A 13,263-nucleotide genomic window follows, 5' to 3' on the forward strand; every position below is an offset into this window, starting at 1 on the left:
ATATCCGACTTGGGCATTGGGAAGGAAGGTACGAAATGAAATGGCGATCCGCCGAGAAACAGACATGGTCAACGGCCCTCAAGAGGCCCTTGGCGAGATTGGCCTCGTGGTTTGGTCGAAGCGGTGCCGGAAGGTTGTGGTCGGAACCGCTGGCACAGGGGGAAGGGCGTACCTACCGATGGCCAGAGCATTGGCCTGAAGTTCGAGTTTGGATCCGAACGCCGCATGGTCGAACAGATCAATCCAGGGCCGGCCGTCGCCTTTGGTGGCTGATTTTCCTGCCCTTCGCCGCCTGCGGCGAAGGCTTCCCGCCCGCGGCCTACGACCCACTCAAGGCAGCGCAGTTGAGCGAAACCCGACGGCGCGAGTTCGATGTAGCGCTGGCCAATGAATTGGCAACATGGAACGCGCTTTCAGCGCGCTGTGCGTTCGACCCTGCGAACCCCCGCGCTCCCTTCCAGTGCCGTGAGAAATTCTTCAGGAGCCTCGCCTCGGAGGGCTACGAAATCGCCGACATCGTCAGCCAGATTTATTTCCCCAGCCGCGGAATCATCGAGCAGAACCGAGCAGCCTACGAGAGGCTGCGCGCACTCGCCCAGGCTGGAGATCGTTCTGCCTTGTGTTTCGCCCCCTATGTTTTCGGCCAGATGGGGCAAAAAGAGAACTTGCCCTACACCCTTGAAAGCGAAGCAGCCTTCACAAAACAGGGCCGGGCGCTTGGACTGCCCTTGTGCGCCATCAACGAGTTCTACCTGTACTGGAACGGTGACGGCGGCTATCCCCACGATCCGGGGTTGGCGCATCAGCGCCTGCTGGAAGCGGCGAAGGCGGGGCTTTATTTTGGGCAGAAGCACCTCATGGTGGACTACGCCCGAGAAGGATTTGACAACGTACATACCGTGCAAAAGGCCCTGTGCTGGGGCCGCCTCGCCGCCCAGCATAGTCGCGAAGCGCGTTACGACTTCTACATCGACCGCCTGCGTGCGGCCGCTCGCGACCCGGGTGATGCGCGGAAGACCCCCCTGCGCCGGCCACCAGAACTCCGGCAGCTTGCAGACAAGTGGGATTCCCGCATCACACCGGATGACCGCATCGCTACCACTATCGAAGACTGCATCCACCTTGAAGAGGAGAAATAGTCATGGCCGAAACTCTGTCTCAACTTTGGCAGCAGCAGCTCGACGCGCTGAACCGTAGCCGTGCAGTTTACGAAACGACAATTCTGGGTTTGGAGAGAGTATCTACACTGACCTCCGGCCAATTGATCATTCTGCAAAATGCCCAGCGTGGCCTACTCGACGCCGAATACCGGATACGTGTCTTCCTGGGAACCGACACCCGCTTGCTGGGCGAGGCCGACGGAATCGGCCGGCGTCTTGCCAACGATGATTCCTTGACGCTCTTCCAGCGCGACCAACTTGAGCGGCAGCAGGCCCAGCTGATTTCTGAGGCCGGAGAGTTTTCCGTACTACGCAGCGAATCAGGGTGGCACGAGCCGGAAGTCCACACCATTCCCATCGGCAACATGATCTATGACAACCTCGGCAGCCCGCCGATGTGGGACTGGAATTCTCCCGTGGGCCAGGTCGGTCAAGCGGTGGACAACTTCCTCAGCACCCTTCAATCCGCGGGCCAATGGGCCGCGGACATCCTCCGACCCTTTACCGGAGGCGCCACCACTCAGGAAACCGCTATCGCCTGCGCCGGGTTCATCAACTGGGTAGCGGGCGAAGCTTTCGGGAAGCTCTTCACAGCGCCAACCGTGCCCGGCGCAAGCTTTAGTGCGCAGTATTTTTCCAATGGGCTGTTCGGTGATTTTCAGGGGAAAGCCATTGAAATGTCATTTAATGCCGGGCAGAACACATGCTCGATCTTCTTGCCCAAGGGCGCCTTCAAGCGCCTGATCGACGAGTCGGGGCTCGGCGGACGCTCCTCACTGGAATTGGATCTGCTACCGGATACGATCACGATCGAACTGCCGGCGGATGCGGTACGCGATGCCCTGGCTTTTGAGTCCACTGCGCTCTGGTTGAATGAGGGGCTGGGCAGCACGCCCGAACAAGCCCCTGTGCTCCTTGCCGCTCTCGACGAGAAATATCAGGTCTACCGGACGTTTACCGATGTCGCGACGACATTCTGGGACGTGTCCCACCACACGACCCCATCTGACGCCCCCACGACAGACCTCTTCGACCTCACCGTAACCCCAACCCCCACGGCCACCCAGACCCCCGGAACCGACCCCACCCAATCCCCCAACGCCGATACCAGCACCCTCTTCAACAATGGAGTCTGGACAGTTTCCGGTGTAGGCGACGTCAACACCGCCACCGGCAACACCCAGGCGGCCAACGCCAACCTGAGCGACGGCTACCGGCCTGCCGCATCGGAAGTGCTCCACTTCGACGACTGGAACACCGGCGTCGCCGTCTATCCCGACCAAAGCCTCCCCGACCTGGGCGCCTACACCAACAGCCAGGCCAGCGGCGCCAGCCGGGCGCGGCTCACCGACACCCTGTACCGGGTGGTGGACACCCAAGCCGGTCGGGATGGGGCGGACCTCCTGAGCGATATCGAAAAACTCGGCTTCGCCGATGTGTCGGCGGTAGACCTCACGCTCGAAAACAAGCCCGCATCGCGGGAGCCGTTTCAATGCAGGCTAACTTCGCACAGCGAAGTTAAGCGGCAAAGCCGCGGCCGAAGCTACAACCCCTTCCCGGTCAAGGACGTCATCGCGCTGGACAACCGGTCCGGCGTGAAGCTCAACCAGATTTTGTCAACTGTGTGAGGCCACCACAGCGAACGATGGACTTACTAACCTTTGCATAAACAATGTCATTCAGCGGCATATTGGCACTCGGGCTGGCGAAAGAAGGATTTCACCAACCCGGGCAACTTCTGGATTCGGCGCAGGGCCCCGAGGGCCAACCGCTTCATCTCGTCTTTGGACTGCACCAGTTGCCGGGCGACCTGGCGTTTCACGTGTGCCCAGACCTGCTCGTCAGGATTGATCTGGGGCGAGTACGGCGGCAGGTAGAACAGCTTGAGCCTGCCGTTCTGGGCCTCGACGAAGGTCTTGATCAGTTTCGCCTTGTGGATCGGATGACCATCTACGATCAGGAACACCGGCTTTTCAGCCCCGATCAGCAGGCGCTTGAGGAATTCCCGGAAGACTTCGGCATTGACCGTGCCGTCGTGCAGCATGAAGCGGAATTCGCCTTGCGGACTGACGGCCGAGATCATGTTCAGGGAGAAGCGGCGCCCGGTCACTTCCACCACCGGGGTCTCGCCTACCGGCGCCCAGGTCGTCCCCGTGTGGTAGTCGGAACGGATGCCCGATTCATCGGCAAAGTAGATCGTCGCTCCGGCGGCCTTGGCTTCGGCACGGATCGCCGGGTAGATTTCCGCTTCCCAGGCCCGCACCAGGGTCGCATCCTGCTGCCATGCTTGGTAGAGCGGCTTCTGGGCCGAGAAGCCCAACAGCTTCATGATGCGGCTGACCGAGGCCAGCGAGAGCTTCTTGCCGAATTCGCGTTCGATCAGCGCGGCGATCAGCGACAGCGTCCCACAGACCAAAGGCAAACTTGAATTGCAGCGGGGTATGGTCTTTCACCGCCTGGGCCAGCCAGCGCATTTCATCCGCGCTTACCTTCGGCGGGCGCCCCGGAATCGGCTTGGACAACAGCGCGTTCTGCCCACCGTTGGCAAAATCGGCCAGCCAGCGAAAGACACTGCGCACATTGACGCCGTAGGCGGCGGCAACGCTGTTCACGTCCTGCCCCTCACGGATGGCCTTGATCGCCTGTTGCCGCATCACCGGCAGGGCGGCTCGGCCGTGCTTACGACCGTCGGTAGTTCTTCTGCATTTCATTAGCATATTTTATCATGTTTGTGACAATGCTTTCTGAAAAGTTAGTATTTTGAGGAGGCCGAATTGGGAAAAAAAATTTCCATGAAAAAAGAGATGACTTGGCGCTGGTTTGGATTGCCATGGATTTCTATATTGGCGCTATCCGGTTGCCTCCACCCTTGTCAATTGAATTTATGCTCGGAATTTACAACAGCAATTGCGTTCATGGGCCACGACGGATACCTTTATATTGATGTTCCCGAGCTCAAGGCGAGCCCATCGGCGAAGGTGTTGAATATAGCAGTAACAAAACAGTTTGGTAATGATAATAGTAGTAGGTGTTGCTGGGAAATATCATTCCAATCAGGGTCACCTGCGAATATTGTATTTCCGATTAGATACGGACAGAACGCCAATGGGATAAAGACATTGATTTACCCATCTACAATTGAACCCGGGGCTTACTTAATTACTGGGGACATCGTGTTCCCTAGTGAGTACCGTAACGCTCGAATTATCGGTAAATTCACGCATGACGGCAGAACAGCATATTCTGAATAGTGGAAACCAACAATTAAGGAGGAATCATGGGCATGAGTAGAGGTCTGACTACTGGTGAGATAGATTTGGCGAGATCTGTATTTGGTAATTCAGTTGATTACGGCCTGGTTGCAATAGAAACCCGCCTGATAGACGGGACAGATGCAGTCACAATATCAAACACCATTTCGTTTCCGGATAGCCAATACAGGCAAGATTTCTCTACGGCTAGCGCTGGTATTCAAGCTTGGTTTTTGCATGAAGTCTGCCATGTATTTCAGTACCAGCAGTTTGGTGTCAATACCCCCATCGCAGCAGCTCACCTCGCATTTAAGTATTTTGGCAACTACAGCAAGGCGTATTTTTATTCCATAGAAAGTTCCTTTAGCGAACTAAACTTTGAACAGCAGTGCGCGGCAGTCGAAGACAGATTCCGATTGGAGCATGGCCTGGATCCAAGGTGGAATGTCGAGTTTCTTAACAACGACCAATCGGGTGTGACCTTAGGCGCATACGAGGAGCTACTTGGTGGATTTGACGCAGTTGTGAGAGTTACCAGCGATTTTGTGTTTTCTGGCGATACATCTGTTGAGAATTTGTTCTCATTTCTGTTTACCCCAGCGCCTACCCCCACGGCCACCCAGACCCCCGGCACCGACCCAACCCAATCCCCCAACGCCGACACCACCACCCTCTTCGACAACGGCGTCTGGAGCATTACCGGCCTCGGCAACGTCAACACCGCCAGCGGCAACATTGCCTATGGCAACAACACCCTCACCGACGGCCTGCGCCCCGGCGCCTTTGATCTCACCACGGAAATCCTCGGCGCCCAACTGGCCGAGACTTTCCGCACCAATCCGGACCTCGCCCACTCCGTCGTCTGGAACCCGGACGTTCTGGCCGTAGCCACCAACATCCTCGCCACCGGGGTCTACCAGTGCTTCCCCACTGACCCCCTGGTCCTCGACCTCAACGGCGACGGTGTCAAGCTCACCGCCTTCGGCGAATCCCCGGTTCTCTTCGACATCGACCACGACGCCAGCGGCAGCCAGGAAATCACCGGCTGGGTCAGTCCCGAAGACGGCATCGTCGTCATGGACCTCAACGGCAGCGGCACCATCGACGGCATCCACGAAACGCTGTCGGAATACTTCAACGGCAACCCCCGGCACGCTTGGCGAAGCCGGCAGCACCCCCCACGCCAACGGCTTCGCGGCCCTCAAAACCCTCGACAGCAACGCCGACAATCAATTCACCGCCGCCGACGCCGCCTGGAACGCCGTCAAAGTCTGGCAGGACGCCGACCACGACGGCATCACCGACGCCGGCGAACTCAAGACCCTGAACGAACTCGGCATCACCGCCATCGGCCTCAGCCCCACGCTCCAGTCCGGCCTGATCAACGGGGCAACGAAATCCTGGCCAGCGGCAGCTTCACCCAGTACGGCCAGACCCAGGAAGCCCAGGCCGCCCGCTTCATCGCCAACCCGGTGGGCAATACTTTCAGCAGCAGCGTCAGCGGCACCACCGCCCAGGCCGAAGATGGGCAAAGCACCTATGTCTCCCGCCTCACCACCGGAGAAGTCATCGATCTGGCCCAGAAAGGCGTCAGGAACGCCTACGGCCACAGCGGCGACGACACCCTGCTGGGTGATGCCGGCGCCAACTGGCTGGTGGGCGGGCAAGGCAGCGATGCCTTCGATGCCGGGGCGGGGACGACATGCTCATCCTCGACGCCGCCGATCAGCAGCAGAACACCCACGCCGGCGAAGGCTTCGACATGGTGCAGGTGGTCGGAGCGCAAGGCGTCACCCTCAACCTTGCCCAGGCGGAAATCGAAATCGCCATCGGCAGCACGGGGACGACGTGTTCATCGGCGGCGGAAGGAGCAGCGTCTTCATCCGCGCCAACGACGGCGACGACATCGTGATCGGCGGGGCGGCCAACGATGCCCTCTCCGGGCAGAACGGCGCCGACCTGATCGACGGCGGGGCCGGCAACGACATCGTGCGCGGGGGCCGCGGCCAGGACCAGTTGCTGGGGGGCGCGGGCGACGATCTCCTCCAGGGCGGCCAGGAGGATGACCAACTCCAGGGCGGGACCGGCAACGACGTGCTGAGCGGCGGGCAAGGGGACGATCATCTGGACGGCGGCGCCGGCACCGATCTGGCCCAGTACTCCGGGAGCTTCGCCGAAAACAAGCCCGCCTGGCGGGCGCCGTTTCAGTGCAGGCTAACTTCGCACAGCGAAGTTAAGCGGCAAAGCCGCGGCCGAAGCTACAACCCCTTCCCGGTCAAGGACGTCATCGCGCTGGCCAACCGAACCGGCCTGAAGCTCATCAAGGTCGCCGACCTGCTCAAGAACGACCGGGACTGGCAGGGCGATACGCTCAAGCTCACCCGCATCAGCGACATCGTCGGGGGCTCCCTCGTCGGAACCTACAACAGCACGACCAAGGAATGGACGCCAACCCTCACGGCCAATGGTGAGCTCCAGTTCACCCCCACGGCGGGCTTCACCGGGGTGATGAGCTTCAAGTACAAGATCGCCGACGTGGACAACACCCCCGGGGCGACGGCCATCCAGATCGGGTCCACCACCCAGGCCGAAATGCGCGGGCAGGTCTTCCTCACCACCCCGGACATGCCGACAGACGCCTTGTCTGAATGGAGACTTGCAGCGTGATGAAGAAGTTTACACCCACCGAATGGCTTGATAGTAGGGAGAATCTGTATGACTGATTTCAGGAAGGCGCGCTTGTACGCCAGGACTGCCGGTTTGTTGGCACTCCTGGTTATTTTCGCCACGCGGCTTTACGCGGCCGACCAACTCGTCGACCTGAAGACCCTGTTCGTCGAAGCCGAAGACGAAGTTCATCTGACTGCCGTACCGCACATGCCGAAGCGCTACATGGCGGCGCCGCTGATCTTCTGGCTCGATGATCAACGGGTGATCTATTCGGTGCGAGAACTTGGCCCCTGGAAGGCGGAAAAGTACGAACTCGCCAAGATCGTGATCGTCGATGTCGACCGCGGCACGGTCGAGGAAGCGCCCTACCGCGGCCGCCTAGTGTGCCTCGGCCCCGACCGCGACATCCTCATCGAAGACTATCCGGACCCCGACCCGGACTACCGGAGGCCGGGCGACGCCAAGGAAGACCGACGCCTCTTCCTTAAGGGCAAGTTCGGCGGGCCGTTGACCCGCTTCAAGCGCCCGCAAGACGAGGGCATCCTCAACCCCTATACCTGCGAGTACTACAACAATCGGGCGCATAGCTTCGGCGACGGGTATATGGTCGGCAAGCTTCGGCCGGGGGATGGGGAGATTTATGTCGCTCCGCCGTATTCGTCGCCGGATAACAAACGGTACTTCGTGGGGCCGGACGGCAAGGTGTTGTGGAGCTACGAACGAGACCCCTGTACGAGCGGTGGACGGCAGTATTTGCCATGGCTCGGGCGCTACTTCAATAGCGTCGCCTGGGGTCGGGTTGTGCCGGGCTGCATGAACCTTAACAAGGAATCGTGGTTGTTTTCCAAGAATGGGTTGGAAGTCAAACCCCTTCCCGCCCTGATCCAGGAACTGCGCCGCCGCGAACGCCCGGCCGGCCCAAACGGCTCAACCTACTGGGCACGTCCGGGCTTCTACGTGTTCGTGCAGTACAGCCGGGAGCTCGGTGTCGACGGCCTCTACCGACAGGACGAGCACAGCAGCCAATTGAAGCGCGTGCTGAAGCGGCCGTGGGGACTCGACATGCTGTCCCCGAACGGCTGCCGGAACCTCGTGATGACCCAACCACCGACACTGCTTGAATTGTGCAAAGGAGACGAACTGTGAACAACATTGCCCTTACTGTGAGCGAAGTCCTGCGTGCCGGAATAGGAATTGCCGCTGCACAGACCGCCTATGCCCTCAACAACGGCGGCGGAATCGTTCTCGGACAGCCCCTGGTCTTTATCGACGACGCGACGACCGCTGGGCGGCCAGGCTACACGCCGCTCCAGGTCAACATTCCACCGGGCTTCGTGGTGCGGGGCATCTATATGGACGCGGAGACTGGTGCGGAGATGTTTGCAGCCTATAACGCATATACACATCAAGTAGTTATCGGCATCGCCGGGACTAATGGTGTTGGCCACGACATGCCGGACACCCATTCCGACATCGCATATGTAGGCGCGAACCAGGCAGCGTCGTTGGCGAGAAATCTGGATTTCCGAAACCTGATTTCAGAACCGGATGTCGGTCTTGCCGACTTGGCAGGCGGCATCCAAAACCTCCAATTTATTGTCGGCGGCGATAGCCTCTCCGGCGTCGCCGCGATCATTCTGCCGGCTGCTCTGGTTTCCGGCATGCCGGCGCAGAACGGTCAGCCGGAAATCGCCGGTATCCCCGGCCTTTCGGCCAGCCAGTTCTCGATCCACAATGTCGTACCACTCGGCGCAAACTACGCTGCCGAGAGGCTTGGCATGACCGAGCAGGTACAGTCCCTTGCGCAGTCCGCAGAAATCCTCAACTTCACGGTCTGGAACGACAGGACCGGCTATGACCTCGTGACCGGCTTGGGCGGCGGCAGCCCCGGTCGCTATTTCAGCTTCACTGCAAGTGGAGATATCTACAGCTCGGTCGCCTCGCGACACCAGCTCAATTACGGGTTTGCCCAGGGTCTGGATCTGTGGAACGGAGACCTGACTCAAGCGACGCCCATCGACACGCCGCCACTGTATACCCACCAGACGATCGGCAATGTTTCTTCTCAATTGTCCGATTTGCGGTTGATCGAGAATAACTGGGTGTCTTTGGGGATCGCCGGATATGCCGGAATACTCCTGTCGACCCCCGGTGAGACGGCGGAGTCTGCCGCCATGTTCTTGACCACGGAGTGGGGATGGCCTCCAGCCCTGGCACAGGTGGTTGGCACCACGATCGAAGGCATGGTGCGCCTCGGTTCCTATGCCAATCCTGCCTATGCCATTGGAGCTTTGCTCTCCGGCATTGCAATCGGAAAGGCTCTGGGGTCAGAGCCTCCTCCTTTGCCCAATCTTCCGCCGGTTGAGCCAGGATTCACGCGAAGCGAGCCATTCAGGATAGGCCCTTTTGTCGGTGTCATCGATACGGGCAGCGACAGGACGATTCTCCGCTATGCCGACGGCTCCGCAAGAACCTACGACTCGGATGGTTTCATTACGATTAACAGGCCCGACGGGACGGAGGTCTACCGCAGCCCCGACGGCGATGGCGTGATGGTCATGGGCAGGACAGGCGCCGTGGTGGCGATCGATACTGGGGATGTGGTGGATGTGCTCCCAGGAAGTGTCGTTCGCGTAACCTCCGCAGGGGATAGCGGGGAAGTCGTTATCAAGGACTACTCGACGCTCACAGTGACGACGAATGTAGGCACATACATCAATGGCACCTTCTCCCCGACACAGCTTCCCACGACGGAACTGAATTTGAATGGTGCAGACACGGTTGTCTCTGACGCAACGCTCTCCAACCTGGGTAGCATTTCAGCGGCTTCCGGTGTGCCGGTCTCGGAGTTGCTTGCTGCCAACCCTACGCTCTCGGCGCAGATGAGTCTGGCTCCAGGGACCGAGGTTCATCTTCCAGCAAACAGCTTTTTCTCGCTGTCAGTGGTCCCGAATCCAGGAGCCACCCAGACCACCCCGAACAACCCGGTGGACTCCCCCAACGCCGACACCACCACCCTCTTCGACAACGGCGTCTGGAGCATTACCGGCCTCGGCAACGTCAACACCGCCAGCGGCAACATTGCCTATGGCAACAACACCCTCACCGACGGCCTGCGCCCCGGCGCCTTTGATCTCACCACGGAAATCCTCGGCGCCCAACTGGCCGAGACTTTCCGCACCAATCCGGACCTCGCCCACTCCGTCGTCTGGAACCCGAACGTTCTGGCCGTAGCCACCCACCTCCTCGCCACCGGGGTCCACCAGTGCTTCCCCACTGACCCCTGGTCCTCGACCTCAACGGCGACGGTGTCAAGCTCACCGCCTTCGGCGAATCCCCGGTTCTCTTCGACATCGACCACGACGCCAGCGGCAGCCAGGAAATCACCGGCTGGGTCAGTCCCGAAGACGGCATCGTCGTCATGGACCTCAACGGCAGCGGCACCATCGACGGCATCCACGAAACGCTGTCGGAATACTTCAACGGCACCCCCGGCACGCTTGGCGAAGCCGGCAGCACCCCCCACGCCAACGGCTTCGCGGCCCTCAAAACCCTCGACAGCAACGCCGACAATCAATTCACCGCCGCCGACGCCGCCTGGAACGCCGTCAAAGTCTGGCAGGACGCCGACCACGACGGCATCACCGACGCCGGCGAACTCAAGACCCTGAACGAACTCGGCATCACCGCCATCGGCCTCAGCCCCACGCTCCAGTCCGGCCTGATCAACGGGGGCAACGAAATCCTGGCCAGCGGCAGCTTCACCCAGTACGGCCAGACCCAGGAAGCCCAGGCCGCCCGCTTCATCGCCAACCCGGTGGGCAATACTTTCAGCAGCAGCGTCAGCGGCACCACCGCCCAGGCCGAAGATGGGCAAAGCACCTATGTCTCCCGCCTCACCACCGGAGAAGTCATCGATCTGGCCCAGAAAGGCGTCAGGAACGCCTACGGCCACAGCGGCGACGACACCCTGCTGGGTGATGCCGGCGCCAACTGGCTGGTGGGCGGGCAAGGCAGCGATGCCTTCGATGCCGGGGCGGGGGACGACATGCTCATCCTCGACGCCGCCGATCAGCAGCAGAACACCCACGCCGGCGAAGGCTTCGACATGGTGCAGGTGGTCGGAGCGCAAGGCGTCACCCTCAACCTTGCCCAGGCGGAAATCGAAATCGCCATCGGCAGCACGGGGGACGACGTGTTCATCGGCGGCGGAAGGAGCAGCGTCTTCATCCGCGCCAACGACGGCGACGACATCGTGATCGGCGGGGCGGCCAACGATGCCCTCTCCGGGCAGAACGGCGCCGACCTGATCGACGGCGGGGCCGGCAACGACATCGTGCGCGGGGGCCGCGGCCAGGACCAGTTGCTGGGGGGCGCGGGCGACGATCTCCTCCAGGGCGGCCAGGAGGATGACCAACTCCAGGGCGGGACCGGCAACGACGTGCTGAGCGGCGGGCAAGGGGACGATCATCTGGACGGCGGCGCCGGCACCGATCTGGCCCAGTACTCCGGGAGCTTCGCCGATTACCGCATCACGCGGCTCACCGACACCCTGTACCGGGTGGTGGACACCCAAGCCGGTCGGGATGGGGCGGACCTCCTGAGCGAAATCGAAAAACTCGGCTTCGCGGATGTGTCGGCGGTAGACCTCACGCTCGACAACCCCTTCCCGGTCAAGGACGTCATCGCGCTGGCCAACCGAACCGGCGTGAAACTCATCAAGGTCGCCGACCTGCTCAAGAACGACCGGGACTGGCAGGGCGATACGCTCAAGCTCACCCGCATCAGCGACATCGTCGGGGGCTCCCTCGTCGGAACCTACAACAGCACGACCAAGGAATGGACGCCAACCCTGACAGCCAATGGTGAACTCCAGTTCACCCCCACGGCGGGCTTCACCGGGGTGATGAGCTTCAAGTACAAGATCGCCGACGTGGACAACACCCCCGGGGCGACGGCCATCCAGATCGGGTCCACCACCCAGGCCGAAATGCGCGGGCAGGTCTTCCTCACCACCCCGGACATGCCGACCGACGGACTGTTCACCGACCAGTGGTACTTGAACGACATCAACGTGCTGCCCGTATGGAACGGCAATGGCGGCCAGGGCTATACCGGACGGGGAATACGGATCGGGCAGTTCGAACCCGGGATGCCGTTCAGTACCGGGCCGGAGGTGTTTGACTACCGGCATCCGGATTTGCAGGGGAATGTGGATATGGCGTGGCTCGCCGACCCCGACGGGGAGGTGCCGCAGAGCTTCAGTCAGCATGCCACCCTGGTAGCGGGGGTGATGGTCGGTGCACGGGATGGCGAGGGGGCGGTGGGGGTCGCCTACGATGCCAAGCTCTCGGGGCATTACATCCAGGGCAGCGGCCTCGATGTTGCGGCGCTGACGCAGGAACTCACGCAGGCTCTGGCGCAGTTCAAGAATTACGACATCGTCAATAACAGTTGGGGAAGCGCAGGAAACTTTGATGTCAGTCTGGTTCCGGTTGGGCTCCTCGAAGCCGGCATTCAGACAGCGCTCTTCGAGGGCCGCAACGGCCTGGGGACGGCCATCGTCATGGGCGGGGGGAATGACCGGGCGAGCGGGGGCAATACGAATACCAATGCGCTCACCGCTAACCGCGGCGTCATCGTCACGGGGGCCATCAACGCCAGGGGGGATATTTCCACCTTGACCATCGCTCAGTCTCCCTTCAGCAATCCCGGGGCAAGTATTCTGGTTTCGGCCCCGGGCAGCAACGTGGACAGCACCAGCAGCATTCTGACCAACGACGACGGCACCGTGTTTGGAAATGAATCCGCCACCGTCCAAGGCACCAGCTTTGCGACCCCCATCGTCTCCGGGGTGATCGCGCTGATGCTGGAAGCCAATCCCAACCTGGGTTGGCGCGACATTCAGCAAATCCTGGCGGTCACTGCACGCAAGGTCAATGACAGCACAACCGATACCGTCTGGAATAACGCGAGCAACTGGAACGGCGGGGGGATGCACACCAGCCACGACTACGGATTTGGCGAGGTCGACGCGCGGGCGGCGATCCGTTTGGCAGAGACCTGGGCTGGCGTCCGTAACAGCGCCAACGAACGCCATCTCTCCAACGGCGAGGGCAGCCTGAACGAGGCCGCGAACCTCAGCGTCGCACTTGGCGACGGCGCCGTGATTACGCGCACCC

The 13,263-nt window shown here is 60.9% G+C and carries 7 protein-coding genes and 5 pseudogenes; 9 read left to right on the plus strand and 3 right to left on the minus strand.

Annotated features, from left to right (window positions below):
- Positions 1-35 precede the first annotated feature (35 nt).
- Together IPM73_12925 and IPM73_12930 are read left to right on the plus strand one after the other, a co-directional pair.
- Positions 36-1,139 (plus strand): hypothetical protein, encoded by a 1,104-nt coding sequence (locus IPM73_12925; GenBank protein ID MBK8918911.1) that lies wholly within the window; start codon positions 36-38, stop codon positions 1,137-1,139.
- Positions 1,140-1,141: 2 nt separating this feature from the next.
- Positions 1,142-2,788: a hypothetical protein gene (locus IPM73_12930; GenBank protein ID MBK8918912.1), complete on the plus strand. Its 1,647-nt coding sequence runs from the start codon at positions 1,142-1,144 to the stop codon at positions 2,786-2,788.
- A 47-nt stretch (positions 2,789-2,835) separates the two neighbouring features.
- Here the strand turns inward: IPM73_12930 and IPM73_12935 are convergent.
- The 3 genes and pseudogenes from IPM73_12935 to IPM73_12945 all read right to left on the minus strand — a co-directional run bounded on the left by IPM73_12935 (position 2,836) and on the right by IPM73_12945 (position 6,078).
- Positions 2,836-3,871, minus strand: a pseudogene (locus IPM73_12935) (IS630 family transposase).
- Between the two features lie 1,121 nt (positions 3,872-4,992).
- Positions 4,993-5,640 (minus strand): hypothetical protein, encoded by a 648-nt coding sequence (locus tag IPM73_12940; GenBank protein MBK8918913.1) that lies wholly within the window; start codon positions 5,638-5,640, stop codon positions 4,993-4,995.
- Complete coding sequence (locus IPM73_12945; protein MBK8918914.1) at positions 5,641-6,078, minus strand: hypothetical protein; 438 nt, start codon at positions 6,076-6,078, stop codon at positions 5,641-5,643.
- A 35-nt stretch (positions 6,079-6,113) separates the two neighbouring features.
- Between IPM73_12945 and IPM73_12950 the strand changes: the two genes are divergently transcribed.
- The 7 genes and pseudogenes from IPM73_12950 to IPM73_12980 all read left to right on the plus strand — a co-directional run bounded on the left by IPM73_12950 (position 6,114) and on the right by IPM73_12980 (position 13,043).
- On the plus strand, positions 6,114-6,323 hold the full coding sequence (locus IPM73_12950) for a hypothetical protein (GenBank protein MBK8918915.1): 210 nt from the start codon (positions 6,114-6,116) through the stop codon (positions 6,321-6,323).
- Positions 6,320-7,078, plus strand: coding sequence for a cadherin-like domain-containing protein (locus IPM73_12955; GenBank protein ID MBK8918916.1), 759 nt, complete (start codon positions 6,320-6,322; stop codon positions 7,076-7,078). The genes IPM73_12950 and IPM73_12955 overlap by 4 nt, the downstream gene beginning before the upstream one ends.
- Positions 7,079-7,126: 48 nt before the next feature.
- Complete coding sequence (locus IPM73_12960) at positions 7,127-8,227, plus strand: hypothetical protein (protein ID MBK8918917.1); 1,101 nt, start codon at positions 7,127-7,129, stop codon at positions 8,225-8,227.
- 2,275 nt (positions 8,228-10,502) lie between these two features.
- Positions 10,503-11,135: pseudogene (locus tag IPM73_12965) on the plus strand (hcalcium-binding protein).
- A pseudogene (locus IPM73_12970) lies at positions 11,130-11,474 on the plus strand (hypothetical protein). The pseudogenes IPM73_12965 and IPM73_12970 overlap by 6 nt, the downstream one beginning before the upstream one ends.
- 48 nt (positions 11,475-11,522) lie before the next feature.
- Positions 11,523-12,014, plus strand: a pseudogene (locus IPM73_12975) (cadherin-like domain-containing protein).
- Positions 11,988-13,043 (plus strand): annotated as a pseudogene (locus IPM73_12980) (S8 family serine peptidase). Before IPM73_12975 ends, IPM73_12980 begins: the two co-directional pseudogenes overlap by 27 nt.
- Positions 13,044-13,263 lie beyond the last annotated feature (220 nt).

The organism is Betaproteobacteria bacterium (genome assembly GCA_016720065.1).
Classification (GTDB): Bacteria; Pseudomonadota; Gammaproteobacteria; order Burkholderiales; family Rhodocyclaceae; genus SSSZ01.

Excerpts from the sequence above, each read along its gene's own strand:
- IPM73_12925 (MBK8918911.1), top strand. The coding sequence starts at position 36 with ATGAAATGGCGATCCGCCGAGAAACAGACATGGTCAACGGCCCTCAAG.
- IPM73_12930 (MBK8918912.1), top strand. The coding sequence starts at position 1,142 with ATGGCCGAAACTCTGTCTCAACTTTGGCAGCAGCAGCTCGACGCGCTG.
- IPM73_12950 (MBK8918915.1), top strand. The coding sequence starts at position 6,114 with ATGCTCATCCTCGACGCCGCCGATCAGCAGCAGAACACCCACGCCGGC.
- IPM73_12960 (MBK8918917.1), top strand. The coding sequence starts at position 7,127 with ATGACTGATTTCAGGAAGGCGCGCTTGTACGCCAGGACTGCCGGTTTG.